21 protein-coding genes are annotated in these 25,994 nt (G+C 72.0%); 14 read left to right on the top strand and 7 right to left on the bottom strand.

The window, feature by feature from the left end:
• Positions 1–142 precede the first annotated feature (142 nt).
• The gene (locus tag AB0I54_RS34615; protein ID WP_363300214.1) at positions 143–898 is read right to left on the bottom strand and encodes a TIGR03089 family protein; all 756 of its coding nucleotides are present in this window, start codon (positions 896–898) and stop codon (positions 143–145) included.
• 129 nt (positions 899–1,027) lie between these two features.
• Here AB0I54_RS34615 and AB0I54_RS34610 point away from each other — a divergent pair, with 129 nt between their 5' ends.
• The gene (locus AB0I54_RS34610) at positions 1,028–2,482 is read left to right on the top strand and encodes an N-acetylmuramoyl-L-alanine amidase (protein ID WP_363300213.1); all 1,455 of its coding nucleotides are present in this window, start codon (positions 1,028–1,030) and stop codon (positions 2,480–2,482) included.
• Positions 2,483–2,643: 161 nt separating this feature from the next.
• The gene (locus AB0I54_RS34605) at positions 2,644–3,726 is read left to right on the top strand and encodes an NDP-sugar synthase (protein ID WP_363300212.1); all 1,083 of its coding nucleotides are present in this window, start codon (positions 2,644–2,646) and stop codon (positions 3,724–3,726) included.
• Positions 3,727–3,866: 140 nt separating this feature from the next.
• Here AB0I54_RS34605 and AB0I54_RS34600 read toward each other — a convergent pair whose 3' ends face one another.
• The 4 genes from AB0I54_RS34600 to AB0I54_RS34585 form a co-directional block, all read right to left on the bottom strand.
• Positions 3,867–4,877: a DNA-3-methyladenine glycosylase 2 family protein gene (locus AB0I54_RS34600; RefSeq protein ID WP_363300211.1), complete on the bottom strand. Its 1,011-nt coding sequence runs from the start codon at positions 4,875–4,877 to the stop codon at positions 3,867–3,869.
• Positions 4,878–4,958: 81 nt separating this feature from the next.
• Positions 4,959–6,266: a coenzyme F420-0:L-glutamate ligase gene (locus AB0I54_RS34595; protein WP_363300210.1), complete on the bottom strand. Its 1,308-nt coding sequence runs from the start codon at positions 6,264–6,266 to the stop codon at positions 4,959–4,961.
• Complete coding sequence (cofD, locus tag AB0I54_RS34590; RefSeq protein WP_363300209.1) at positions 6,263–7,222, bottom strand: 2-phospho-L-lactate transferase; 960 nt, start codon at positions 7,220–7,222, stop codon at positions 6,263–6,265. Before cofD ends, AB0I54_RS34595 begins: the two co-directional genes overlap by 4 nt.
• 64 nt (positions 7,223–7,286) lie before the next feature.
• Positions 7,287–7,793 (bottom strand): cysteine dioxygenase family protein, encoded by a 507-nt coding sequence (locus AB0I54_RS34585; protein ID WP_363300208.1) that lies wholly within the window; start codon positions 7,791–7,793, stop codon positions 7,287–7,289.
• Between the two features lie 672 nt (positions 7,794–8,465).
• Here AB0I54_RS34585 and AB0I54_RS34580 point away from each other — a divergent pair.
• The 3 genes from AB0I54_RS34580 to AB0I54_RS34570 all read left to right on the top strand — a co-directional run bounded on the left by AB0I54_RS34580 (position 8,466) and on the right by AB0I54_RS34570 (position 14,117).
• Entirely contained in the window at positions 8,466–8,729 is a 264-nt protein-coding gene (locus AB0I54_RS34580) for a WhiB family transcriptional regulator (RefSeq protein ID WP_003975777.1), read from the top strand.
• Between the two features lie 217 nt (positions 8,730–8,946).
• Positions 8,947–12,615, top strand: coding sequence for a glycosyltransferase (locus tag AB0I54_RS34575; protein WP_363300207.1), 3,669 nt, complete (start codon positions 8,947–8,949; stop codon positions 12,613–12,615).
• A complete protein-coding gene (locus tag AB0I54_RS34570; RefSeq protein WP_363300206.1) occupies positions 12,612–14,117 on the top strand; it encodes a DUF5719 family protein in 1,506 nt (501 codons plus the stop codon). Before AB0I54_RS34575 ends, AB0I54_RS34570 begins: the two co-directional genes overlap by 4 nt.
• A gap of 102 nt (positions 14,118–14,219) precedes the next feature.
• On the opposite strand, the gene AB0I54_RS34565 is transcribed toward AB0I54_RS34570, so the two are convergent.
• Positions 14,220–14,672, bottom strand: coding sequence for a metallopeptidase family protein (locus AB0I54_RS34565; protein ID WP_363300318.1), 453 nt, complete (start codon positions 14,670–14,672; stop codon positions 14,220–14,222).
• Between the two features lie 306 nt (positions 14,673–14,978).
• Here AB0I54_RS34565 and AB0I54_RS34560 point away from each other — a divergent pair, with 306 nt between their 5' ends.
• The 8 genes from AB0I54_RS34560 to AB0I54_RS34525 all read left to right on the top strand — a co-directional run bounded on the left by AB0I54_RS34560 (position 14,979) and on the right by AB0I54_RS34525 (position 23,429).
• Positions 14,979–15,404, top strand: a complete 426-nt coding sequence (locus AB0I54_RS34560) for a DUF3499 domain-containing protein (protein ID WP_263209435.1) — start codon at positions 14,979–14,981, stop codon at positions 15,402–15,404.
• A 163-nt stretch (positions 15,405–15,567) separates the two neighbouring features.
• Positions 15,568–16,932 (top strand): phosphomannomutase/phosphoglucomutase, encoded by a 1,365-nt coding sequence (locus AB0I54_RS34555; protein ID WP_363300205.1) that lies wholly within the window; start codon positions 15,568–15,570, stop codon positions 16,930–16,932.
• Positions 16,933–17,064: 132 nt separating this feature from the next.
• Positions 17,065–17,235, top strand: a complete 171-nt coding sequence (locus tag AB0I54_RS34550) for a Trm112 family protein (protein WP_316748785.1) — start codon at positions 17,065–17,067, stop codon at positions 17,233–17,235.
• 133 nt (positions 17,236–17,368) lie between these two features.
• Positions 17,369–18,496 (top strand): SIS domain-containing protein, encoded by a 1,128-nt coding sequence (locus AB0I54_RS34545; protein ID WP_363300204.1) that lies wholly within the window; start codon positions 17,369–17,371, stop codon positions 18,494–18,496.
• A 68-nt stretch (positions 18,497–18,564) separates the two neighbouring features.
• Complete coding sequence (gene manA, locus AB0I54_RS34540; protein ID WP_363300203.1) at positions 18,565–19,716, top strand: mannose-6-phosphate isomerase, class I; 1,152 nt, start codon at positions 18,565–18,567, stop codon at positions 19,714–19,716.
• 135 nt (positions 19,717–19,851) lie between these two features.
• Positions 19,852–20,832, top strand: coding sequence for a cation diffusion facilitator family transporter (locus AB0I54_RS34535; protein WP_363300202.1), 981 nt, complete (start codon positions 19,852–19,854; stop codon positions 20,830–20,832).
• Between the two features lie 335 nt (positions 20,833–21,167).
• Positions 21,168–22,625 (top strand): adenosylhomocysteinase, encoded by a 1,458-nt coding sequence (ahcY, locus tag AB0I54_RS34530; protein WP_363300201.1) that lies wholly within the window; start codon positions 21,168–21,170, stop codon positions 22,623–22,625.
• A gap of 189 nt (positions 22,626–22,814) precedes the next feature.
• Positions 22,815–23,429, top strand: a complete 615-nt coding sequence (locus tag AB0I54_RS34525; RefSeq protein ID WP_363300200.1) for a hypothetical protein — start codon at positions 22,815–22,817, stop codon at positions 23,427–23,429.
• A gap of 33 nt (positions 23,430–23,462) precedes the next feature.
• Here the strand turns inward: AB0I54_RS34525 and AB0I54_RS34520 are convergent, their stop codons facing one another.
• Positions 23,463–24,437: an RDD family protein gene (locus AB0I54_RS34520; RefSeq protein WP_363300199.1), complete on the bottom strand. Its 975-nt coding sequence runs from the start codon at positions 24,435–24,437 to the stop codon at positions 23,463–23,465.
• 131 nt (positions 24,438–24,568) lie between these two features.
• On the opposite strand from AB0I54_RS34520, the gene AB0I54_RS34515 reads away from it, so the two are divergent.
• Entirely contained in the window at positions 24,569–25,576 is a 1,008-nt protein-coding gene (locus tag AB0I54_RS34515; RefSeq protein WP_363300198.1) for a stage II sporulation protein M, read from the top strand.
• The last annotated feature ends 418 nt before the right edge of the window (positions 25,577–25,994 follow it).

The raw sequence follows: 25,994 nt of genomic DNA, 5'->3' as shown, positions 1-25,994 counted from the left end.
GCTCCCCGGTTCAGCACGCGTGACTGTCGCTTCTCGCTACGGGTGACCGCGGCTTCCTCAGGGGCGCGGGGAACCGCGCGACCGGCCACGACGGACCCGCACCCGCCCGGAAACACTCGCCCGGAAACCGCCACCGCCCCCGTCAGTGACGCGACGCAGTCACCCGCTCGCTCTCGATCCGCTTGGCCAGCGCGTCCTCGTCCAGCCGGTCCAGATGCCGGCACAGCACCACGGACCCGCCGACGGCCAACGGCGCGTACAGCCCCGCGCTCAGCCCCTCCCACGTGTCGTACGACAGCCCCGAGAGCAGCCTGGATCCGGGCCCGATCAGGTCCAGCGACGGCGCGTCCGTCCGGGCCCGTTCCACGACCTCGGCCCCCGTGTACTCCGCCCCGGCCACGATCAGCGCCGGCTCCTCGGGATCCACCGGCGCGAAAGGAGCGAACCGGTCCCCCTGGCTCGGCGCCTCGACGGCGTAGTCCATGAAGCCCTCCGGCGGCTGCGGGAAGCGCCCGCCCAGCGGCCGCAGCGCGAGCGCGACGCGCTCCCCGCGGCAGGCGCGTGCCGCCTCCAGCGAGTCCGGGCCGCTCACGACGACATCGGCCGCCGCCGGGTCACCGGCCACGTCCGCGATCGCGCCCACCGACGAACACGCAAGCAGCCACACCGCCGTCTGCCAGTGCGCGGGCAGCAGCAGCGCGACCCGGTCGCCGGGCCCGGCGGCGAGATCGCCCTGGAGCAGATTCGCCGTCTTGGCCACCCAATTGGCGAAGGTGGCCACGGACAGTTCGACGCGTTCGCCCGTGGCGTCGTCGTAGAAGGTCACCAGGGGGCGTCCGGGATCCGCGGCGAGCGCGGAACGCAGCAGGTCGGCAGGGGTGCGATCGGTGGCGTTCACCCGGGCAAGCGTACGCGGCGCGAGGGCCGCACACCGGGCGGCGGGGCCACCGGTTCGGAGGAACGGAACCCGACGACCCGTCAATTTCCCAATGGACAGGATTATATGGATATATCCAGGATGAGGGGCATGCACGGATTCCTCGCCTCCTCGCTCGGTGTCTCCTCGGCCGGTGTCACCTGCGCGGCCGCCCTCACCCTCCCGCCGACCCTGCCCGCGGCCGCCGCCGCACCCATGAGACTCCCGGCGCCGGCCGTCTCCGGCGCCACCCAGTCGCTCCCGCTCGTCCCCCTCACCCACGACCGCGTCCACGGTGTGGCCCCCGAACAGGGCCTGCACCGCCGGAGCGTGCGTCACTTCTCCCTGGTCGGTGTCATCTGGGACAACCCGGACACCGAACTCCGCGGCGGGGTCCAGGTCCGCACCCGCGACGCGGCGGGCGGCACCTGGTCGGGCTGGCAGGACGTCGAGACGCACAACGAGGACGGCGCCGACCCGGGCACGGCGGAGCGCACCTCGGGCCGGGTGCGCGGCGCGACGGCACCGCTGTGGGTCGGCGACTCGGACGGCGTGGAGGTGCGCGTGCGCGCGGCCGCCGAAGACGCGGCGGGCCCGGGCCGCGACGGGGACGCCGCCGGCCGGTCTCTTCTCCCCGCGGGACTGCGTCTGGAACTCGTCGACCCCGGCATCGCCTCCGGCATCGACCCCGGCACGGAGCCGGCGCCCGTGGGCCGCCCCGCCGCCGGACCCCGCCCCGCCGCCGGGCCCCGCGCCGACTCCCCGGGGACCGACGTCCCCCCGGGCGAGGTCGCCCGCACCGACAGCCTGGGTGACATCGCCGCCTCCGCCGTCAACACCGACCTGGCGCTGACCCACCTGGGAGCCGCCGAGATCCCCGCGCTGAACCGGCGGGACACCGAGATCGAACTGCTGGCCCTGCGGTCGGGCGAACTGACCCAGGCCCAGAGCGCGAAGCCGTACATCGGACCGCGCCCCCGGATCGTGACGAGGCACGGCTGGGGCGCGGACGAGAGCCTGCGCGAACGGGGCTTCGTCTACACGAAGAAGATCAAGGCCGCCTTCGTGCACCACAGCGCGGGGGGCAACAAGTACACCTGCTCACAGGCCCCGTCCGTCATTCGCAGTATCTACCGCTATCACGTCAAGAGCATGGGCTGGCGGGACATCGGCTACAACTTCCTCGTCGACAAGTGCGGAAACATCTACGAGGGCCGGGCCGGGGGTGCCGCCAAGGCGGTCATGGGCGCACACACCCACGGTTTCAACTCAAACACCATGGGCATCGCGGTCCTCGGCAGTTACGCCACGACCAAGCCGGCCTCCGCGGCGGTGAAGGCGATCGCCAAACTCACCGCGTGGAAGCTCGGGCTCTACGGGATCAATCCGCGCGGAAAGACATATCTGACGTCGGGTGGTGGCAATCTCTACCCAAAGGGGAAGAACGTACGACTGAACGTGATCTCCGGCCATCGGGACGGGTTCGCCACGCAGTGCCCAGGACAGAAGCTCTACTCCAAGCTCGGCACCGCCCGTTCCGACGCGGCGCGCTATCAGGGGCGCTGAGGCCGGGGCGCGCGTGCACAGCCGTCGGGGACAGTCGGGGGAAACCGCATGCCGATGTCGCGGGACACCGCGTGGCCATCGAGGGCGCCGTCGCACGGTCTGCGTACACTGACCGGCCGAAACACACTTCGGCCGGTCCCGGCAGGAAGCAGAGACGACAGGTGACAGAAGCGATCCTCCTGGTCGGCGGCAAGGGCACCCGGCTCCGTCCGCTCACGGTGCACACGCCCAAGCCCATGGTCCCGGCGGCCGGAGTCCCGTTCCTCACACACCAGTTGGCCCGCGCGAGAGCGGCGGGCGTCGAGCACATCGTGCTGGCGACGAGCTATCTGGCCGAGGTGTTCGAGCCGTACTTCGGTGACGGCGCCGCGCTCGGCCTGCACATCGAGTACGTCACCGAGGAGGAGCCCCTCGGCACGGGCGGCGCCATCCGCAACGCGGCCGCGCACCTCCACTCGGGCCCCGACGACCCGGTACTGGTGTTCAACGGCGACATCCTGACGGGCCTGGACATCAGGGCGCTGGTGCGCACGCACGAGTCGACGGGCGCGGACGTGTCCCTGCACCTGACGAAGGTGACCGACCCCCGCGCCTACGGCCTGGTCCCCACGGACGAGACGGGCAGGGTGCTCGCCTTCCTGGAGAAGCCGCAGACACCGGAGGAGATCGTCACCGACCAGATCAACGCGGGGGCGTACGCCTTCCGCCGCTCGGTCATCGACACGATCCCGGCGGGCCGCCCGGTGTCGGTGGAACGGGAGACGTTCCCGGGCCTCCTCTCCGCCGGAGCCCACCTCCAGGGCCTGGTCGACTCCACCTACTGGCTCGACCTGGGCACCCCCGCCGCCTTCGTCCGCGGCTCCGCGGACCTGGTCCTCGGCCGGGCGCCGTCCCCCGCTGTCCCGGGCCGCTGCGGCGACCGGCTGATCCTGCCGACGGCACGCGTGGCGCCGGACGCGAAGCTGACCGGCGGCACGGTGGTGGGCGAGGGCGCGTTCGTCGCGGAGGGGGCGCGGGTCTTCGGCAGCACGATCCTCCCCGGCGCCGTCATCGAACCCGGCGCCGTCATCACCGACTCCCTCATCGGAACCCGAGCCCGCGTCGGCGAACGCTCGGTCCTCACCGGCACGGTCATCGGAGACGGCGCGATCGTGGGCCCGGACAACGAACTCCGCGAGGGAGCACGGGTGTGGTGCGACGCCCAGATCCCGGCAAGGGCGCTGCGCTTCTCGTCGGACCAGTAAGGGCTTAGCTGCGGGCATTCGTGCCTCCCCCCTGCTCGAACGAAGTTGAGAGCTTGGGGGAGGCACCCCGCCAGCGCCGGGCCGCGCGACCCACCCCCGCCCAGCAACAGCACCGGGCGCCGATCCAGCCGACGCTCACTTCACAACCGGCCGATATCACCGCGAGGCATCTTCGGAGCCCGACGCGCAGGCGTCTTCCCGCTCAACAGAATCAACCGAGCCGCCCGATGCCGCTGCCCGGCATACGGCTCCAACAACTCCAGCATCACGGAGTCGTCCGCATACCGGTCCCCGGCCAGCGCCCACCCCACGATCCCCGGCAGATGAAGATCCCCGACGGTCACCGCGTCCGGCGCCCCATGACTGCGCTGCACGGTCTCCGCCGACGTCCAGGGCCCGACCCCCGGCACGACCTCCAACCGCGCCTGCGCGGCCGCAGGCTCCATCCCGACCGCCTCCTCCAGCCGCGCGGCGACCCGCACGGCCCGCAGAATCGTCGACGCCCGCTTGTTGTCGACCCCGGCCCGATGCCACTCCCAGGACGGAATCAGCGCCCACGTCCGAGGCTCGGGCATCACCCACAGGCGTGAACCCGCCGCGGGCCCCGGCGCCGGCTCCCCGAACTTCCGCACCAGCAGCCGCCACGCCCGGTACGCCTCGTCGGTCGTGACCTTCTGTTCCAGAATCGACGGAATCAGCGACTCCAGCACCAGCCCGGTCCGCGTCAGCCTGAGCCCGGGCCGCCGGTGCCGGGCAAGCGCCACCAGCCGGTGCCGCGGCGCGAAGGCGTCGGGGTCGTCGTCGGCGCCCAGCAGCTCGGGCAACCGTTCCAGCAGCCACTCGGCTCCCGGTCCCCATGCCTCCCCGCGCACCTCACCGCCGTACACCGCCACCCGCAGCGTCCCCGGCCCGAGGGGTGTCCGGCTGGCCCGCCACACGGACCCGTCCGGCATGGCCCGGAACGTGGGGTCGGCCGGTCCGCGCCGCAGCGGCCCGAGCACCAGCCCGAGATCGAGCGTCCCCTCCGGCACCCAGCTGCGCACGCGCCCGGCCCGGCCGCTCTGCCGCGGCACCCCCGTCCCGGCGGGCACGGCGACATGCCCACCGCGCACGGTCGTACGCGTGGGCCGCGGAGCGAAACGTCCTGCCACGAGTGATCCCCTGGGGTGCCGGAGCTGTCCTACGAGACTAGGCGGTCCGTACGGCCGAGACCGGGCGGTCGTACGGCACGGTCACCGGACCTCGATGAACGCCCCCGCCTCCCGCTCCGGCCGGGGCCGCGGCGCCTCGGCCGGATGTCCGACCGCCACCGCCCCCATGGGATCCCAGTCCTGCGGAAGCCCGAGCACCTCGCGCACCACGTCCCGGCAGAACATCGTCGACGACACCCAGGCCGAACCGAGCCGCTCGCCGGCCAGCGCGACCAGGAGGTTCTGCACGCCCGCGCCCGTGGCCACCACGAACATCTCCCGCTCGGCCGTGTCACGCCGCGCGTCGCCGTAGGTGTGCGAGCCGTCCATGACGAGACAGGGCACGACCAGGTAGGGCGCGTTGCGCAACACGTCCCCGCGCCGCACCCGCTTGGCGATCGACTCCTGAGTCTTGCCGTCCCGCGCGAGGTCGGCGATCCACGCGTCGCGCATGGCGTCGAGCAGCCGCGTCCGGGACTCCTCCGACTCCAGCAGGACGAAGCGCCACGGCGTGGTGTGGTGCGGGGCCGGCGCGGTCACCGCCGCGGCCACCGCCCGCCGTACCGCCCCCGGGTCGACGGGTTCGTCGGTGAAGGCCCGTACGGTACGCCGCTGGGTCACCGCCTCCCGTACCGCCTCGGAGGTGCCGAGCCGGAACATGTCGTCGCGCGCGTCGCGCACCATCGCCCGTGCCCCTTCCTCGTGGTCCCCGCCCACCACGTGCGGCAGCCCGCGCACCACGGCGACCGGCAGGCCGGCCGCCTTGCCCTTGACGAGGTCGCCCGCGGCGGCGAGTTCGTCCGCCGTGGCCACGACCGTCGCGCTGAGCGGATTGCCGTACCCGTCCGTGCCCCCACGCAGATCGTCCAGCACGCGCACCCCCGCGGCGCCGATCGCGACGTCCGTCAGCCCCGCGCGCCACGGTCGCCCGAACGTGTCGGTGACCACGACTCCGACGTCGACGCCGAGGGCGTCGCGCAGCCCGTCGCGGATCGCCCGCGCGGACGCGTCCGGATCCTCCGGCAGCAACAGCACTGTCCCCGAAGGGGTGTTGGAGGCGTCGACCCCGGCGGCCGCCATGACCAGGCCCTGCCGGTTCTCGACGATCCGCAGTGGCCCGCGCCGGGCCACGACCCGCACGGTCTCGGCGTCGATCACCTCCTCCCGGTCGGCCGCCTCGACGATCCGGCCCTCCGCCTTCGACACGATCTTGGAGGTGACGAGGAGTACATCCCCGTCGAGCAGCCCGGGTTCGGCGGCGGCGATCAGCTTCCCGAGGTCGTCGCCCCGCTGGACCTCGGGAATCCCGCCGACGGCCCAGACCCGGTACTCGGGTGCTTTTCCGCTCAAGCTCCCCGCACCTCCTCGGCCAGCGCCAGTGCCTCCCGGGCCATCTGCGCGGTCGCGTCCGTATCGGTCATCATCAGCGGTACGGCCCGGCAGCGGATGCCCGCCGTCTCGATCCGCTCCACCGAACCGGCGTCCACGGTGTCGACGAGCCAGCCGTCGAGGAGCCCCGAGCCGTAGTGCTCGGCCACCGCCGCCGCGGTGGACTCCACGCCGACCGCCGCGAGCACCTTGTCGGCCATCCCGCGCACGGGCGCGTCCCCGACGATGGGGGAGAGGCCCACCACCGGCACCCCGGCGTCGGCGATCGCCTCCCTGATGCCGGGCACGGCCAGGATCGTGCCCACGGACACGACGGGGTTGGACGGGGGGAAGAGGATCACGTCCGCCTCCGCGATCGCCTCCAGCACTCCGGGCGCGGGCTTCGCCTGCTCGGCCCCGACCGGCACGACCGCCTCCGCCGGGACCGACGCCCGCAGCCGCACCCAGTACTCCTGGAAGTGGACCGCCTTGCGCTCGCCGTCGACCTCGACGGCGACATGCGTCTCGACGCGGTCGTCGGTCATCGGGATCAGCCGCACGCCGGGCTTCCAGCGGTCGCACAGGGCCTCGGTCACCGCGCTCAGCGGATAACCGGCGCTCAGCATCTGCGTCCGCACGATGTGCGTGGCGAAGTCCCGGTCGCCGAGCCCGAACCAGCCCGGCCCGGCCCCGTACGCCGCGAGTTCCTCCTTGAGGTGGAAGGTCTCCTCGGCCCGCCCCCAGCCCTGCTCCTCGTTGATGCCGCCGCCGAGCGTGTACATCACCGTGTCGAGGTCCGGGCAGACCTTGAGCCCGAAGAGGTGGATGTCGTCGCCGGTGTTGCCGATGACCGTGACGTCCGTGTCCGGCACGGCTCGCTTCAGACCGCGCAGGAACCGGGCACCACCGATGCCGCCTGCCAGAACCACAATGCGCATGGGGGCAAGTCTGGCAGGCGGGTACGACAACGCGTCAGGCAGCCGAGCGTCATGCAGCCGAGCGTCAGGCAGTCACCCGGCGGGGCTGCGCGTCCGCCTCGCAGTGAGGAGTCGTGTGCATGGGCATCTCGGTCAGGCCGGGGTAGTAGACGTGCAGGCTGACCGCGGGCTCCAGCGTGTCGTTGACGACCTCGTGCGCATACCCCGGCGCGAACACCCGCTGAGCGCCCGACCCCAACGCGCGCGTGCCCCGCTCGGTCCGCTCGGTCAGCGTGCCCTCCAGGACGGTCAGCACGCCGGAGGACCTGCCGTGGTCGTGCAGTCCGCTGCCCTGTCCCGGCACCCAGGACAGCAGCCACACCTCGTAGCCGGGCCCGGTGCGCAGCCGGTGGTACCAGCGCGTCGTGGCGTCGTACCGGACGAGGTGCTCCCACTGGGAGCGGTCGGCGGCGATGGTGCGGGCCAGGCCGACGAATTCGGCGACGGTGGCCGGGTGCTCGCGCGGGGGCTGCAGCAGGTGCGGGACTTCGAGGATGTCGCCGGCGATCTGGAGGTCGTTGTCGCTGTTCATGGGGGTGGGGTGGGTCCTCGGCGGAAGAGTGGGGGCTGGGGTCTCGCGTGCCGTCCGCCCGGGTCACGGACGGAAGGGGTGGCCCTGGATCAGGGTCGGGAAAGGGGACAGCAGCCGAGTCTGGATGGACTCAAGGACAGCCGGAGCGCGTTGGGCTCAACAGCTGGAACAGCAACAACAGCTACAGCGAACGTGGGCAGCACCGTGGGACCCGGCGGTGCGGGTCAAGGTGAGAGCCAAGTTCGCGAGCATGCCCCCAAGGACATCGGTTCACACCCGCACTGTCAACTCGACGACCGGCATGTGGGACACGTTTCACCTCATCCGGTGCATCTCCAGGGTGAAAGGTTTGTTCTGTGGGGCACCCGGACACATGGCGCACAACCGGGCGCATGAGTCTCGTCGGAACGCGATCGAACTCCTGGACGTCTTTCTCCGTACAAGTGTCTGTGTGGGGTCGGCGTCCCTCCCGGGCCTCGTCTGCATGTCAAGGTTTATGGCGATTTGAACACTTTCCGCATGGCCTTGGTTCCGCAGAGTGAATAACGGGCCCAATAGCAGATCCCGGCTTGACTCGCCCGGAGCAGCACACTTGTAATTTCACTCGTGTCGTTCAGCCGGAATCGGTAACGGCTACATCACGGGGACGCGAAAGACAGACGAGGGGCGCACATGACCGAGCTGGTGCAGCAACTGCTGGTCGACGACGCGGACGAGGAACTCGGCTGGCAGGAGCGCGCACTGTGCGCCCAGACCGACCCCGAGTCCTTCTTCCCCGAGAAGGGCGGCTCGACCAGAGAGGCCAAGAAGGTCTGCCTCGCCTGCGAGGTGCGCTCCGAGTGCCTCGAGTACGCCCTGGCCAACGACGAGCGCTTCGGGATCTGGGGCGGTCTGTCCGAGCGGGAGCGCCGCCGGCTGAAGAAGGCCGCCGTCTGAAAAGGCCGCCGTCCGAAAAGACCGCCTCACACGTCTCGTACACGCATCCATACACGTCTCGTACGCATCACGAACGGCCCGTCGCCGGTGGGTTATCCACAGGCGGCGGGCCGTCTTCCTGCCCAGCCGATAGTGTGGTCGCTCGTCCGAGACGCCCCGCTGTCCCCTCGGGGCACAGGCGTCCACCGCAGTCCATCGAACCGGGGCCCGTACCTCGATGTCCGTGCACAGCCATACGGCAGCCCAACACGACGCTGCCACCGCAGTGTTTGACCCGGCCCACCAGCCCGAGTCTCCGCGTCATGTGGTGACCGCGGTCCTCGTCTCCCACGACGGCGCCCGCTGGCTGCCCGACGCGCTCGCCGGGCTGCTCGGCCAGGAGCGTCCCGTTCAGTACGCGATCGCGGCCGACACCGGCAGCGCGGACGACTCCGCCCGGCTGGTCACCGACGCCCTCGGCGCCGACCGCGTGCTCCACCTCGCCCGGCGCACCGGCTTCGGCCAGGCAGTCGAGGAGGCCAACCGCAGCGCGCCCGTGCTCACCCCGGACGAGCTGCCGTATCTCAAGCGGCCCAGCGGCTGGGACCCCGTCACGCGCACCTGGCGCGACGACGCCTACGACCTGCCCGAGCTCCCGCACGGGGAGCCGATCCAGTGGCTGTGGCTGCTGCACGACGACTGTGCCCCCGACCCCGACGCCCTCGCCCAGCTGCTGCGCGTCGTCGACAACGAGATGGAGCTGGGCCGCGACGACGTGGCCGTCGTGGGCCCCAAGCTGCGCGGCTGGTACGACCGCCGGCAGCTCCTGGAGGTCGGCGTCACCATCGCCAACTCCGGCCGCCGCTGGACCGGCCTCGACCGCCGCGAACAGGACCAGGGCCAGCACGACCACGTACGGCCCGTGTTGTCCGTGTCCACCGCCGGCATGCTGATCCGGCGCGACGTCTTCGAGGAACTCGGCGGCTTCGACCGCCGGCTACCCCTGATGCGCGACGACGTCGACCTGTGCTGGCGCGCGCACTCGGCCGGCCATCGCGTCCTCATCGCCCCCGACGCCGTCGTGCGGCACGCCGAGGCCGCCTCCCGCGAGCGCCGCACCGTCGACTGCCTGGGCCGCACCGCGGCCTCCCCGCACAAGGTCGACAAGGCGGGCGCCGTCTACACCCTCCTCGTCAACACGCGCACGGCGGTGCTTCCCTGGGTGCTGCTGCGTGTGGTGCTCGGCACGTTCGTGAGGACCGTCGCCTATCTCGTCGGCAAGGTCCCCGGACAGGCCGTCGACGAGATCCGCGGCCTCCTGGGCACCCTGCTGCGGCCCGAGCGGATCATCGCCGGACGACGCAGGCGTGGCCGTCCGCAGATCGACAAGGGCGAGCTGCGGCCGCTGTTCCCGCCCCCGGGCGCGACCGTGCGGGCCACCGTGGAGCAGGTCGCCGGCGACTTCTTCGGCGGCTCCGACACCGAGGCCTCCTCGGCAGGACGGCACGGCGGCGCGGTCGAGTCCGGGCCCGGCGGCGACGACGCCGACTTCCTGGAGATCGAGCAGTTCGCCCGCGTCAAGCGCATCGCCCGCAAGCCCGGTCCGGTGCTCTTCCTGGTGCTGCTGCTCGTCTCGCTCATCGCCTGCCGCGCGCTCCTGGGCGGCGGCGCGCTCGCGGGCGGCGCCCTGCTGCCGGCCCCGGGCGACTCCGAGGAGCTGTGGTCCCGCTACCTGGACGCCTGGCACCCGGTGGGCGCGGGCGGCACCCCCGCCGCGCCGCCCTACCTCGCCCTCGTCGCGATGCTGGCCTCCACGCTGTTCGGCTCGACCGGCCTCGCGGTCACGGTCCTGCTCGTCGGCTCGGTGCCGCTGGCCGGGTTCACCGCCTACTTCGCCTCCCGCCCGCTCGTCGAGTCCCGTCTGCTGCGCGCGTGGGCGGCCGTCGCCTACGCCTTCCTGCCCGCGGCCACCGGCGCCCTGGCCGGCGGCCGCATCGGCACCGCCGTCCTCGCCGTCCTGCTGCCGCTCCTCGCCCGCGCGGGCACCGCCGCGGCCGGACTGGCCAACTCCTCCGGCGCGCGCGGCAGTTGGCGTGCCACCTGGGCGTACGCACTGCTGCTGACGATGGCCACCGCCTTCACACCGATCGTGTGGCCGATCGCACTGATCCTGGGCATCGGCGTACTCGCAGTGCGCCGCCGCGACCCCATCGCCCACGCCCTGCGCTTCCTGGTCCAGGTGGGCACCCCGCTGCTGGTCCTCGCGCCCTGGTCGCTGACCCTGCTCCCGTTCGGCTTCTTCAAGGAGGCCGGACTGGAGTACGGCTCCTCGGCCGCCTCCGCCCTCGACCTGCTCGGCGCCAGCCCCGGCGGCCCCGGCACCGTGGACGGGCTGATGCTCCTCGGCATCGTCCTGGCCGCGCTGGCAGCCCTGATGCGCTCCGAGCGACAGCTGGGAATCCGGACGGCCTGGGCGGTCGCGCTGGTGGGCCTCGTCTTCGCGGCCCTGTCCAACAGCACCACCTGGGCAGGCCCCGCGACGCTCGTCTACGGCCTGGCCCTGCTGGCCGCCGCCGCGCTCGGCGCCGACGGGGCACGCGCGCGTGTGGCCGAGCAGAGCTTCGGCTGGCGCCAGCCGGTGGCCGCGCTGATCGCGCTCGCCTCGGCCGTGGGCCCGCTGCTCGTCGCCGCCGGCTGGATGATCGGCGGCGCCGACGGTCCCGTGGAGCGACGCGACCCGGTGCAGGTGCCCGCGTTCGTCGCAGAGGAGAGCGGCACCCGCGACCAGGCCCGCACCCTGGTCCTCGACAGCGACTCCACCGCCCGCGTCCGCTACACCCTGGTCCGCGGCTCCGGCGCCCGCATGGGCGACGCCGAACTGGCCGCGGCCGACGGTGAGAACGGCAAGCTCGACAAGGTCGTCGCCAACCTCGTCGCCGGCTCCGGCGCCGACCAGGCGAACCAGCTCGGCGGCTTCGCCGTGCGCTACGTCCTGGTCCACAAGGGCGCGCCCCGCGAGGTCACCCGCGTCCTGGACGCCACGCCCGGCCTGAGCCGGCTCAGCCAGCAGAGCGGCAGCGCGCTGTGGCGCGTCGACCAGCAGGTCTCACGGGCCGCGATCGTGCCCGCCTCGGGCTCGGGCACCGCGCAGCCGGTCGCGGCCGGACCCGTCGAGATCCACACCACCATTCCAACCGGCTCCGACGGCCGGGTGCTGCGCCTGGCCGACTCCGCCGCCGAGGGCTGGACCGCCACCCTGGACGGCAGGCCGCTCACCCGCACCACGGTCGACGGCTGGGCCCAGGGCTTCGAACTCCCCTCGACCGGGGGACGGCTGGACGTCACCTACGACGCACCCGTCGGCCACACCGGCTGGCTGTGGGCCCAGGGCTCGCTCGCCGTCGTCCTCGTCGTGCTCGCCCTGCCGGGCCGTCGCCGCGACATCGACGACGACCTCCCCGAGGAGGAGACCGTCCCCGCCCAGCCCGCCGCCGGCGAGGGCCGCCGCGCCCGCCGTCTGCGGGCCCAGGCCGAGGAGGCCGCCGACGCGGACGAGTCCGACCCCGGCAGCGTGCCTCCTCCTCCGGAGGAGGCTCCCGCCGCCGTCCCGCACCAGCAGTCCTACGGCGACTGGGACGCGTCGGGCTACACGGGCGACGGCTACCCCGCCTACGGCGACCAGTACCAGGGCGCCGGGCAGTACCAGCCGGGCGGCTACGACCAGCAGGCCTACCAGGCCGACCCGTACCAGAGCGGCCAGTACGACCCGTACGCCTACGGCGGACAGGGCGGGCAGATGCCGTACGACCCGACGTACCAGCAGGGCTACGACCAGGCCTATGACCCGGAGCAGCCCCACCCCCACGGCACCACCGGCAGTGAGCGCCCCGACGGGAGCCAGCAGTGAAGCGCACCACCCTGTCCCTGATCGCCGGCACCGCCGCGCTGGCCGCCGTCACCGGGTTCGCCGCGCTCGAGACGCCGGACGCGTCCGGCGCGCCGACCGCCCGGGCGGCGGCCCAGCTGCCCGTGGAGCGCACGAGGCTGTTGTGCCCGGCCCCGAGCAGCTCCGACATCGCCGAGACCTCGTACACGTCCTTCACTCCCGTCACGAAGGGCACGGCGAGCGGCGGCAAGGCCGAACTCCGGTCGGCCACGGAGGAGTCGGCGGACGGGACCAGCGGCTCCACCAAGGGCAAGGACAAGGCGAAGACCGCCAAGCCCGTCCTGATCCCCAAGCAACCCGGCACCCCGGCCACCGGTGACACCTCCGGCGCCGACTCGCCCGCGCTCATCGGTGCCGCCGACGGGAGGTTCGCGCCGGGCTGGACCGTCCAGGAGACCACCGAGGTCGCCGCGGGCACCGGACGCGGGCTCCAGGGCGTCAACTGCACGGCTCCGGACACGGAGTTCTGGTTCCCCGGTGCCAGCACCGACGCCGAGCGCACCGACTACGTGCACCTCACCAACCCCGACGACGCTCCGGCCGTCGTCGACATCGAGCTCTACGGCAAGGACGGCGCGATCAAGTCCACGGTCGGGGAGGGCATCACGGTCCAGCCGCACTCCAGCGAGCCGGTCCTGCTGTCCACGCTCAGCGACCAGCGGCAGACCAACCTGACCGTGCACGTCAGCGTGCGCAGCGGCCGGGTCGCCGCGGCCGTGCAGGCCCTGGACGACAAGATCGGCGGCGACTGGCTGGCCGCGTCCGCCGATCCGGCGGGCACCCTGGTCCTGCCCGGCATCCCGAAGGACGCCACCGCCGTGCGCCTGATCGCCTTCACCCCCGGCGACGCCGACGCCGACCTGAAGATCCGCCTCGCGTCTCCCGGCGGCCTGATCACCCCCGCCGGGAACGAGACCCTGCATGTGAAGTCGGGCATGACGTCGGCGCTCGACCTGGGCGACGTCACACGCGGTGAGGCGGGTTCCCTGGTCCTGACCCCGACGGACAGGTCGGTCCCGGTGGTCGCCGCCCTCCGGGTCACCCGGGGCAAGGGCGACAAGCAGGAGACGGCCTTCATCCCCGCCACCGGCCCGGTCGGCACGCGCGCGACGTCCGCCGACAACAGAGGCAAGGGCACGACGCTGTCCGTCACCGCGCCCACCGCCGCCGCGAGGGTCAAGGTCACGGCCTCGGCGGGCAGCGGTGGCGGCACGCCGGTGACGAAGACCTTCTCGATCAAGGCCGGCACCACCCAGGACGTCGACGTACCGGTCCCGGCCGGTCTGAAGGGCACGTACGCGCTGACGGTCGAGCCCCTGTCCGGCGGTCCGGTCTACGCCGCCCGCACCCTGGCGGCCACGGCGGAGGGCGTCCCCGGCTTCACCGTGCAGACACTCCCCGACGACCGAGGGACGGTGGCCGTACCGGAGGCGGACCAGGATCTGTCGGTGCTGCAGAAGTAGTCGGTGCCGCGGAAGCAGCGGTCCTCGGCCCGACCCGGGGTTCGCCGGCGTCCGGTCAGCCGGGCGTCCGGTCCGCCGGCCGTCCGGCGAGCCCCGGCTCGCTCAGTCCTCGCCGTAGCGGGGGTCCACCGTCTCCGGGGTCAGCCCCAGCAGCTCCGCCACCTGCTCCACGACCACCTCGTGCACCAGTGCGGCCCGCTCGTCCCGTCCCTTGGTCCGGATCTCGACCGGCCGCCGGTAGACCACGACCCGGGCCCGGCGTCCCTCGCGCGCGGGGATCGTCCCGCCGAGCGGCACCGCGTCGTCGCTCCAGCCCTCGCCGGCCCGCCCGTCCAGCCGGGGCACCTCCAGCACCAGGAAGTCGATGTCGGCGAGCTGCGGCCACCGTCGCTCAAGGCGCTCCACGGAGTCCTGCACCAGGTCCGCGAACGCCTCGGCACGGCTCGCCGCCAGCGGCACCTGGGGTGGCGCGATCGGCCCGCGCATGCCCCGACCGTGGCGATCACGACGACGGGGCCCGGGGCCGGCGGCACGGGGCGGTACACGGTTGTCCATCACTGGTGAAGCGTAGTCCCCGCGCGGTCCGGCCGCCCCGCCTCCACGCGGCAAGGGGGCCGCCGACAGGACGGCAACCGGCCACCCGTACGGCTTGTCTCCACATGACCATTCCGGCCAAGGTTGGGCTCGTTTCCGTATCTCTCCAAGACCGTCGAACTCAAGGCATTTGACGCTGTTTGTGCCTACCCATGACCGGATGGGAACCCGTCCATGACGCCGGAGTGGTCCGTCCCCGCAGGTCAGCAGGGCGTCTTCAGAGGGGTGTATGGGGCGTCTCACAGCACGACACGGTGGAGTGACCTGGTGGAGAGTCGTCGCGGCCCGCTCAAGAGTGCGGTACCGTCCAACGTCGTGAGCCCTGTACGTCGCTGTTCGCGCACCGCTTGCGGCCGACCCGCCGTCGCGACGCTGACGTACGTCTACGCCGACTCGACCGCGGTCCTCGGCCCCCTCGCCACCTACGCCGAACCCCACTGCTACGACCTGTGCGCCGACCACTCCGAGCGCCTCACCGCCCCGCGCGGCTGGGAGGTCGTACGACTCCTCGACGGCTCCGTACCCGCCCGCCCCACCGGGGACGACCTGGAAGCCCTCGCCAACGCCGTGCGCGAGGCGGCCCGCCCGCAGGAGCGCGCGGCCGAGGCGGGCGGCGCGGGCGCGCGCACGGCGGACCCGATGGAGGTCGCCCGCCGCGGCCATCTGCGGGTGCTGCGCTCCCCGGACAACTGAGCCGCCTGCGCGCGTGTGTTGCGCCGACCGGCGTCACCCCGACGTGCGGTGCGACGGCCTGACCTGAGATTACGTCTGAGGGTCCACTGGGCGTTCCCACATCGGAGCCTTACCCGGGACGGGTAGTTTGGGGCGACCGATGGAACTTTCAGGAGGGTTGGCCGTGGCTGCTGATCTGTCGCAGATCGTGAAGGCGTACGACGTACGCGGGGTGGTCCCGGACCAGTGGGACGAGACGCTGGCCGAACTCTTCGGTGCCGCCTTCGTCCGGGTGACCGCCGCGGACGCGATCGTGACCGGCCACGACATGCGCCCGTCGTCGCCCGGCCTGTCCCGTGCCTTCGCGCGCGGCGCGGCCGCATGCGGCGCGGACGTCACGGAGATCGGCCTCTGCTCGACGGACCAGCTGTACTACGCCTCGGGCGCCCTGAACCTCCCGGGCGCGATGTTCACGGCCTCGCACAACCCGGCGCAGTACAACGGCATCAAGATGTGCCGCGCGGGCGCGGCCCCGGTCGGCCAGGACACCGGCCTCGCCGAGATCCGCGAACTGGCCGAGCGATGGCTGGAGTCGGGCGCCCCGGAACCGGCCGCGACGCCGGGAACGATCACCCGGCGCGACACGTTGGAGGATTACGCGGCGTACCTCCGCTCCCTCGTCGACCTGACCGCAATTCGCCCCCTGAAGGTCGTCGTCGACGCGGGCAACGGCATGGGCGGCCACACGGTGCCCACGGTCTTCGCCGGCCTGCCCCTGACACTCGTCCCGATGTACTTCGAGCTGGACGGCACGTTCCCGAACCACGAGGCCAACCCCCTCGACCCCGCCAACATCGTCGACCTCCAAAAGCGCGTCCGCGAGGAGGGCGCCGACCTCGGCATCGCCTTCGACGGCGACGCCGACCGCTGCTTCGTCGTCGACGAGAACGGCGACCCGGTGTCCCCGTCGGCGATCACCGCCCTGGTGGCCGCGCGCGAGCTGGCCAAGAACGGCGGCGCGGGCACGATCATCCACAACCTGATCACGTCGTGGTCCGTCCCCGAAGTGGTCCGGGAGAACGGCGGCACCCCGGCCCGCACCCGTGTCGGCCACTCCTTCATCAAGGCCGAGATGGCGCGGACGGGCGCGATCTTCGGCGGTGAGCACTCCGCCCACTACTACTTCAAGGACTTCTGGAACGCCGACACGGGCATGCTCGCGGCCCTCCACGTCCTCGCCGCCCTCGGCGGCCAGGACGGCCCCCTGTCCGCCCTGGTCTCCCAGTACGACCGCTACGCCGGCTCCGGGGAGATCAACTCCACGGTCGACGACCAGGCCTCCCGCATCGCCGCGATCCGCTCCGCGTACGAGGGCCGCGACGACATCACCCTCGACGACCTCGACGGCCTCACCGTCTCCGCCGCCGACTGGTGGTTCAACGTCCGCCCCTCCAACACCGAGCCGCTGCTGCGCCTGAACGCCGAGGCCCGCGACGAGGCGACCATGGCCAAGGTGAGGGACGAGGCACTGGCGATCATCAGGGGCTGACCTCGGCGATCTTCCCGCCGGCCGGGCCGGGGGAGTGGGTCGGCAAACCCAACCCACTCCGCCCGGCGCCTCACGGCGGTACCCTGACCAGGCACATCAGTGCACATCCGCACCAGCCCGAAGGGACACCCCATGCCGCTCGAAGCCGGCCTCCTGGAGATCCTCGCCTGCCCGGCCTGCCACGCCCCGCTGCAGGAGCAGGACACCGAGCTGATCTGCACCGGTCAGGACTGCGGCCTGGCGTACCCGGTCCGTGACGGCATCCCCGTCCTCCTGGTGGACGAGGCCCGCCGCCCGGCGTAACGCCAAGGGCCCGCCGTAGCCACGGGCCCCGCCACCGCCCACAGCCAGGCCCCGCGCGCAGAAACCCGCGCAAGCGCCCCTCATACAGACGAGCCGCCCCTCTCAGGACCCCGGCGACCGGAGGCTGCCGCCCATGCTCGACGAATCGCTGCTCGACACCCCGGAGGGCCTCGCCGAGGCCGACCAACGAGGCCTCCTGCGCGGCGCCGCGGAGGCAGGCGCCCGCGTCCGCACCGCGGCCCGGCACGCCGTCGAGGCGGGCATCAACGAACTCAAGCCGGACGGCCGTCCCCGCGCCGTCCTGATCGCCGGCCCCGGCGCCGCCGCCACCCACGCGGCCGACCTCCTCGGCACACTCGCCGGCGCCGGCAGCCCCGTCACCCGTCTGGCCCCCACCGGCGTCGCCCCCGCGGCCGGAGCCCTGCGCTGGGAGCTCCCCGGCTGGGCCGGCTCCGTCGACCTGCTCCTGATCGCCACCCCGGACGGCACCGAACCCAGCCTCTCGCTGCTCGCCGAGCAGGCCTACCGCCGCGGCTGCTCGGTCGCCGCCGTCGCCCCCGCCCAGACCCCGCTCCACGAGGCCGTCACCGGCGCGCACGGCATGTTCGTCCCGATGGCCACAGCGCCGTACGACCACGACGAACCCCTCGCCGCGTCCTCCCCGGGCGTCCTGTGGGCCCTGCTCACCCCGCTGCTCGCCCTCCTCGACCGCATCGGCCTGCTCAGCGCCCCGCCCGAGGCACTGGAACAGGTCGCCGACCGGCTCGACCACATCGCCGAGCGCTGCGGCCCGGCCATCGCCACCTACAGCAACCCCGCCAAGACCCTTGCCGCCGAACTCGCCGACGCGCTCCCGGTGATCTGGACGGAGGGCACCTCGGCCGGTGCGGCGGGCCGCCGCTTCTCCGCCGCGCTCGCCGAACTCGCGGGACGCCCCGCCCTGGTCGAGGAACTCCCCGAGGCACTCGCCGCGCACAGCGCCCTGCTCGCCGGACCGCTGGCCGCCAGCGCCGACCCCGACGACTTCTTCCGCGACCGGGTGGAGGAGGCCCCAGCGCTGCACGCGCGCGTGGTGCTGCTCCGCGACCGCCCGATCGGCGGCCTCACCGCCGCCCCGGCCGCCCGCGACCTGGCCCTCAGCCATGACACGCCGATGAGCGAGCTGGAACCGGAGCCGGGTGACGAAATCGAGAGCCTCGCGGAACTGATCGCCGTCACGGATTTCGCCGCCGTTTACCTGGCGCTCGCTTCAAGGGCCTGATCTTGACCTCGAAGCCCTGACCGCCGTACGCGCGAAGACCCCTGAGCAGAGAAGAAACAGAGACGTTGATGGACCGCCTCGACAACACCGTCCGCCCCTACGCCTGGGGATCCACCACCGCCATCCCGAAGCTGCTCGGCGTGGAGCCGACCGGCGAACCACAGGCGGAGATGTGGATGGGCGCGCACCCGGGCGCACCCTCGCGCACCGCGCGCGGCACGCTCGTCGAGGTCATCGACGCGAACCCGGAGAAGGAGCTCGGCCCGTGCGCGGTCGCGAAGTTCGGCCCGCGCCTGCCCTTCCTGCTGAAGATCCTCGCGGCCGGTGCCCCGCTCTCCCTCCAGGTGCACCCGAACCTGGAACAGGCCAAGGAGGGGTACGCCGACGAGGAGCGCCGGGGCGTCCCGGTGGACGCCCCGCACCGCAACTACAAGGACGCCAACCACAAGCCCGAACTGGTCTGCGCGCTCACCGAGTTCGACGGCCTGTGCGGTTTCCGCGACCCGCTGCGGGCCGCCGAGCTGCTCGACGGCCTCGGCGTCGACTCCCTCAAGCCGTACGTCGACCTGCTGCACGCCCACCCCGAGGAGGCGGCGCTGCGCGAGGTGCTCACCGCGATCCTCACCGCCGACCCCGAGGAGATGGCCCACACGGTCGACGAGACCACGGCCGCCTGCTCCCGCCTCGGCGGCGACTACGCGCCCTACGCCGACCTCGCCCACCACTACCCAGGTGACCCGGGCGTCATCGCCGCGATGCTGCTCAACCATGTCCGGCTCCAGCCCGGCGAGGCCCTCTTCCTCGGCGCAGGCATCCCGCACGCCTACCTGAGCGGCCTCGGCGTCGAGATCATGGCCAACTCCGACAACGTCCTGCGCTGCGGCCTGACCCCCAAGCACGTCGACGTCCCCGAACTCCTGCGCATCGTCCGCTTCGAGCCGCGCGACGCCGGCGTCCTGCGCCCGGAGGCGGCCCCCGACGGCGAGGAGGTCTACGAGACCCCCATCGACGAGTTCCGGCTGTCCCGCTACGTCCTCCCCGAGGCCGGCACCGCCCACGACCTCACCCTCCCGACCCCGCAGATCCTGCTCTGCACGGCCGGTTCCGTACGGGTGGGCGAGCACGAACTGGGCCCGGGCCAGTCGGTCTTCGTGACGGCGGGCGAAGAGGCCGAGGCGTCCGGTGCGGGCACCGTATTCCGGGCCACTGTGATTGTCTGACCGCGCCTGTGGACACCTGACGCGCCGCCGGTGGACAGGGCTGCAAGAATGGCCCACCGGCAAAGGACGGGCAAAGGCGAAGGGCAGGGCCCTGGCCGGCGCAGACGGACGAAGGCGAAGGGACAACGCGGACACATGAGCGCGTCAGGCGGCACCAGGGCGATCGTGGCGGCACTCGGCGCCAACCTCGCGATCGCGGCATCGAAGTTCGTGGCGTTCGCGTTCAGCGGTTCGTCGTCGATGCTCGCCGAGGGCGTGCACTCGATGGCCGACTCCGGCAACCAGTTCCTGCTGCTCATCGGCGGCAAGAAGGCCCAGCGCGAGGCGACCCCCCAGCACCCCTTCGGCTACGGCCGCGAACGCTACATCTACGCCTTCCTGGTCTCGATCGTCCTCTTCTCCGTCGGCGGCATGTTCGCCATCTACGAGGGCTACGAGAAGATCAGCCACCCGCACGAGGTCGAGCACTGGTACTGGCCGGTGGGCGTCCTCGTCTTCGCGATCATCGCCGAGGGCTTCTCCTTCCGCACGGCCATCAAGGAGTCCAACGAACTGCGCGGCAGGCTCTCCTGGTCGCAGTTCATCCGCCGCGCCAAGGCCCCCGAGCTGCCGGTCGTCCTCCTGGAGGACTTCGGCGCGCTGATCGGTCTGGTCCTCGCCCTCGGCGGTGTCGGCCTCGCGCTGATCACCGGCGACGGCGTCTGGGACGGCATCGGCACCGTCTGCATCGGCGTCCTGCTCGTCCTGATCGCCCTCGTCCTGGCCGCCGAGACCAAGTCCCTGCTGCTCGGCGAGGCCGCGGGCCTCGACGTGGTCGAGCAGATCGAGTCCGCGATGGTCGACGGCGACTCGGTCACCGGCATCATCCACATGCGCACGCTCCACCTCGGCCCCGAGGAACTGCTGATCGCCGCCAAGATCAGCGTGCGGCACGACGACACGGCCGCCGAGGTCGCGGGCGCGATCGACGCCGCCGAGGCCCGTATCCGCGCCGCCGTCCCGATCGCCCGCGTGATCTACCTGGAGCCCGACATCTACAGCGAGGCCGCGGCAGCCGAGGGCCCGGACCCCAAGGCCACCCCGGGCGGCCCGACGCCGCACGCGGCCGGTCACTGAGCTCGTCGCACAGTCGGCAGTCGCCCGTCGGACACCTTCACGTCGTGCCGCGCGCGCCCCTCCGGCCGCCGATCACATCCAGAGATCGGCGCGATGTGTTCGAAGGCGGACTGGGGACGGCGGGGCCCTCCGGTGTAGCTTGGGACGGAGCCAGACGTCGCTGCTGATGGCGGTCGGGCGGTCCCGTGGCGGACCGACCGAGGGAGAGAGGGCCTCCGACGGACTGCGCTGCGCGCACGTGGGCATGCCTGTGTCCTCCTTTCGGGCACCCCTGTGTCCGCCGCCGCGCAGACCAGCCGTAACCACCTCGACCCAACCCCGAGGAGCAGCTCGCAATGACGACTGTCGACAACCGACAGGACTTCAAGGTCGCCGACCTCTCCCTGGCCGAGTTCGGCCGCAAGGAGATCACCCTCGCCGAGCACGAGATGCCGGGCCTGATGGCGATCCGCAAGGAGTACGCCGAGGCGCAGCCCCTCGCCGGCGCCCGTGTCACCGGCTCCCTGCACATGACCGTGCAGACCGCCGTGCTCATCGAGACTCTGGTCGCCCTGGGCGCCCAGGTCCGCTGGGCCTCCTGCAACATCTTCTCCACCCAGGACCACGCCGCGGCCGCCATCGCCGTCGGCCCGAACGGCACGCCCGACAACCCCCAGGGCGTCCCGGTCTTCGCTTGGAAGGGCGAGACCCTCCAGGAGTACTGGTGGTGCACGGAGCAGGCGCTGACCTGGCCGGACAGCCCCACCGGCGGCCCGAACATGATCCTGGACGACGGCGGTGACGCCACCCTCCTCGTCCACAAGGGCGTCGAGTACGAGAAGGACGGCAAGGTCCCCGCCCTGGAGACCGCCGAGTCCGACGAGCATCGCGTCATCCTCCAGCTGCTCCACCGCACCCTGGGCGAGAACCCCCAGAAGTGGACCCAGCTGTCCTCCGAGATCCGTGGTGTGACGGAGGAGACCACGACGGGCGTGCACCGCCTGTACGAGATGCAGCGCGACGGCGTCCTGCTGTTCCCGGCGATCAACGTCAACGACGCGGTGACGAAGTCGAAGTTCGACAACAAGTACGGCTGCCGCCACTCCCTCATCGACGGCATCAACCGCGCCACGGACGTGCTGATCGGCGGCAAGACCGCGGTCGTGTGCGGGTACGGCGACGTGGGCAAGGGCTGCGCGGAGTCGCTGCGCGGCCAGGGCGCCCGGGTGATCGTCACCGAGATCGACCCGATCTGCGCGCTGCAGGCGGCGATGGACGGCTACCAGGTCACCACCCTGGACGAGGTCATCGACAAGGCCGACATCTTCATCACCACGACCGGCAACAAGGACATCATCATGGCCGCGGACATGGCCAAGATGAAGCACCAGGCCATCGTGGGCAACATCGGCCACTTCGACAACGAGATCGACATGGCCGGCCTGGCCAAGATCCCGGGCATCGTCAAGGACGAGGTCAAGCCGCAGGTCCACACCTGGACCTTCCCCGACGGCAAGGTGATCATCGTGCTGTCCGAGGGCCGTCTGCTGAACCTCGGCAACGCCACCGGTCACCCCTCGTTCGTGATGTCCAACTCGTTCGCGGACCAGACCCTGGCCCAGATCGAGCTGTTCACCAAGCAGGCCGAGTACCCGACCGGCGTGTACACGCTGCCCAAGCACCTCGACGAGAAGGTCGCCCGCCTCCACCTGGACGCCCTCGGCGTCAAGCTGACCGTGCTGCGCCCGGAGCAGGCCGCGTACATCGGCGTGGAGGTCGACGGTCCGTACAAGTCGGACCACTACCGCTACTGAGTCCGCGGTTCCGCTCGCCGGAGGAGCCCGTCCGTGCACTGACGCGCTCCTCCTGGCGGCAGGTCCTTCGAGGCAGGCCCCCGCACCCCCGTGCCGGGGGCCTGCCCCTTTGGCCGGCCGGCCGTCACACCGGTCGGAGCGGCCCGTCGAGGTGACCGGACCACCAGCCCGTCAAGACCCAGGACCCCCATGCCCCGCGGCCGTTATTCGCTTCACGATCCGCACGATCACACCCCCCTCGCGGAAGAGCACTTCCAGTGCGCGCCCGGCCCCTCCGGCTGGCGCTACGTGTCTCAGCTGACCACCCCGTCGGGCGACCACAGCGGCTCCGTCGACCTCACCCTCGACGACCTCGGCCGCCCCATCCGCCTGGAACTCCACGCGGCAGGCTGGCAGGTGCGCGGCGCCGCCCTGGACGGCGTCACCTGGGTCCGAACCGACCCCACCGGCACCCAAGCCACCGAAGGCAATGTGCGCGCCCACGCCTTCACCGGCACGTCCCCCGCGTTCCTGGTCGCCACCACCCGTCTCCTGCGCCTCACCCCTTCCACCACCGCGACCCGCGTACGCCTCGTGGCCTTCACGGACCCGGTCCTCGCCCCACGCACCGTCGACCAGTCCTGGGCCCTGGTGAACAGCGAAACACACGCCACTGACAACGGCCCTCTGACCGTGGACGAATACCAGGTCACAGCCCTGGACACGGGTGAGCGGCACACCGTGCACATCGCGGGCGACGTGGTCCTCGCGGCGCCCGGCATCGAGCTGGAGGACCTGCAGTCGCCGCCGTCGCTGTTCGGCTGACGGGGACGAGGTGCCGCAGCGGCTCGGCGCGAGCTATGCCGGTGGTACGAACCCGGTGGCCGGGCGGTCGGCAGGCGCCCGGTCGTGCGGGGCCGCGGGCCGGTCGGCAGGAGCCGGAGAGGGTGGAGAGGCCGGAGAGGCCGGAGAGGCGTATGCGCTGGGAACACCGGCGGCAGGCGGGAAACCGCTGGGCGGGAAACCGTTGGTCGGGAAAGCGTGAGGAGCGCCTCCGACGGCAGCCGCCGCCCCCGCGGCCGGACCGCCCCCGAATGCCCGACGGGCCTCGCGTGCCTGCCGCTCGTTCATCACCGCCGCCAGATAGGCCGCCGACGGCACACCCTGCGGCGCCGGAGTCCCCGTGCGAGCCGCAAGGTCGGAGGCGAGCCGCTCCGCCATGGTCCAGGAGACCTGCGGATCGAGCTGTTGCATACGCGTCAGGTACTGACGGACGGCAAGCCACAGACTGTCGGGCACCGCCGACAGGTCGACCTCCGAAAAGCGCCCCACCAGCCAGGGCGGCGGCGGAGGAACGAAGCCGGTCTGCACGACGGGCACCCGTTCCCGTACGACCAACGTGCCCGCGAACACATCCCCGAGCCGCCGCCCACGCGCCGAAACGAGCGACGCGATACAGGCGACGACCCCGAAGGTCAGCAGGATCTCCACCACGCCGATGGCGCCCCGCACCAGTGCGTGCCGGAAGCGGATGGGCCCGCCGTCGTCCCGCACCACGCGCAGTCCGCACGCCAACTTCCCCAGCGACCGACCATGGCTCAGCGTCTCCACCGCGATGGGCCCGCCCACCAGCACCAGCAGGAACGTCGCGATCGAGAGCGCGATCTGGGCCGCCTCGTCCAAGGACGCCGTCGATGCCACCAGCACCAAGGTCACGGCTATATAGACGGCCATGGCCACGACCAGGTCCAGCAATATCGCCAGCGCCCTGCTGGGCAGCCTCGCGGGGCGCAACTCCAGCGCCACCGCCTCGCCCGTCACCAGCTCACTCACGCCCGCCGCCCTTCCCCTGGTCTGCCCCGAGAACCGCAAGTCTGCCAAGCTGAGGGCGCATCGCGCCCCAGTACGACAAGCTGACAGCCCTGATCAGTAGTCGACGAGCAGCCGAGGAGCAGGCAGACCCGATGGACCTGGACGTCTTCGTCTCCGCCCACCGAGCCGAGTGGGACCGCCTCGACGCCCTGCTCAGGCGCCAGCGCCGCCTCTCCGGCGTGGAGGCCGACGAACTCGTCGCTCTGTACCAGCGCACCGCAACCCATCTTTCCCTGATCCAGTCCGCCGCCCCCGACCCGCAGCTCACGGGCCGGCTCAGCCAACTGGTGGCACGCGCGCGTGGCGCCGTGACGGGAACCCGCCGCGCTTCTTGGCGCGACGTCACGCGTTTCCTGGGGTACGGCTTTCCCGCCGCGGTCTATCGGTCACGCCACTGGTGGGTACCGACCGCGCTGGTGTCCACCGCCATCGCCATTCTCCTGGGCTGGTGGATAGGCACGCACCCCGAGGTGCAGTCGTCCATAGCGGCCCCGAACCAGCTGCGTGAGCTCACCCGGCCGGGCGGTGAGTACGAGACGTACTACTCGAGCCACCCCGCCGCCTCCTTCGCGGCCCAGGTGTGGACGAACAACGCCCAGGCCGCAGCGATGTGCCTGGTCCTGGGCGTCTTCCTCGGTCTGCCGGTCCTCTGGATCCTCTTCGAGAACATGCTCAACCTGGGCGTCGGCTTCGGCCTCATGTCGTCGGCCGGCCGACTCGACACGTTCCTGGGCCTGGTCCTGCCACACGGCCTGCTCGAACTCACGGCGGTCTTCGTGGCCGCCGGTACGGGACTGCGCCTCGGGTGGACCGTGATCGACCCGGGTCCCCGCACTCGTCGCACCGCTCTCGCCGAAGAGGGCCGGGCCGCCGTGGCCATGGCGATCGGCCTGGCCCTGGTCCTCTTCATCTCCGGTGCCATCGAAGGCTTCGTCACCCCGTCGGGCCTGCCCACCTGGGCCCGCATCGGTATCGGAGTCGTCGCTGAGCTGGCCTTCCTCGCATACGTCTTCGTCCTGGGCGGCCGTGCCGCTCGCGCCGGCGAAACGGGCGACCTTGAGGAGGCCGAGCGTAGCTCGACCGTTCCAACGGCCGCCTGATGTGCATGCACGGGTCCTGAGCTGCTAGTCTCCTCTTCGCCCCACAGGAGCCGTTGACACGGAGCATGCGGGGAGGTAGATTCAAACAGTTGCCTAGAGGGCTGCACAGACAGTCCCGGTGGCGGCTTTGAAACTATCTGCTTCTTGTGGAGTCACAATTCCGAGGAGCACCCCTCCGATTACTCAGAAATGAGCAGCCGGTCAGACCGGCCCGAAAGTTCTGATAAAGTCGGAGTCGCCGGAAAGGGAAACGCGAGAGCGGGAACCTGGAAAGCGCCGAGGAAATCGGGTCGAGAAAAGATCTGATAGAGTCGGAAACGCAAAACCGAAGGGAAGCGCCCGGAGGAAAGCCCGAGAGGGTGAGTACAAAGGAAGCGTCCGTTCCTTGAGAACTCAACAGCGTGCCAAAAGTCAACGC

The organism is Streptomyces sp. NPDC050625 (assembly GCF_040654755.1).
Taxonomy (GTDB): Bacteria; Actinomycetota; Actinomycetes; order Streptomycetales; family Streptomycetaceae; genus Streptomyces.
The sequence above is the reverse complement of the archived record's forward strand: the minus strand, read 5'-3'. Positions and strand labels throughout refer to the sequence as shown.

Coding starts and splice junctions, on each gene's coding strand:
- ahcY (WP_363300201.1), top strand. CDS start 21,168: ATGACGACTGTCGACAACCGACAGGACTTCAAGGTCGCCGACCTCTCC.
- AB0I54_RS34535 (WP_363300202.1), top strand. CDS start 19,852: ATGAGCGCGTCAGGCGGCACCAGGGCGATCGTGGCGGCACTCGGCGCC.
- AB0I54_RS34580 (WP_003975777.1), top strand. CDS start 8,466: ATGACCGAGCTGGTGCAGCAACTGCTGGTCGACGACGCGGACGAGGAA.
- AB0I54_RS34575 (WP_363300207.1), top strand. CDS start 8,947: ATGTCCGTGCACAGCCATACGGCAGCCCAACACGACGCTGCCACCGCA.
- AB0I54_RS34550 (WP_316748785.1), top strand. CDS start 17,065: ATGCCGCTCGAAGCCGGCCTCCTGGAGATCCTCGCCTGCCCGGCCTGC.
- manA (WP_363300203.1), top strand. CDS start 18,565: ATGGACCGCCTCGACAACACCGTCCGCCCCTACGCCTGGGGATCCACC.
- AB0I54_RS34515 (WP_363300198.1), top strand. CDS start 24,569: ATGGACCTGGACGTCTTCGTCTCCGCCCACCGAGCCGAGTGGGACCGC.
- cofD (WP_363300209.1), bottom strand. CDS start 7,222: ATGCGCATTGTGGTTCTGGCAGGCGGCATCGGTGGTGCCCGGTTCCTG.
- AB0I54_RS34585 (WP_363300208.1), bottom strand. CDS start 7,793: ATGAACAGCGACAACGACCTCCAGATCGCCGGCGACATCCTCGAAGTC.
- AB0I54_RS34545 (WP_363300204.1), top strand. CDS start 17,369: ATGCTCGACGAATCGCTGCTCGACACCCCGGAGGGCCTCGCCGAGGCC.
- AB0I54_RS34525 (WP_363300200.1), top strand. CDS start 22,815: ATGCCCCGCGGCCGTTATTCGCTTCACGATCCGCACGATCACACCCCC.
- AB0I54_RS34610 (WP_363300213.1), top strand. CDS start 1,028: ATGCACGGATTCCTCGCCTCCTCGCTCGGTGTCTCCTCGGCCGGTGTC.
- AB0I54_RS34565 (WP_363300318.1), bottom strand. CDS start 14,672: ATGGACAACCGTGTACCGCCCCGTGCCGCCGGCCCCGGGCCCCGTCGT.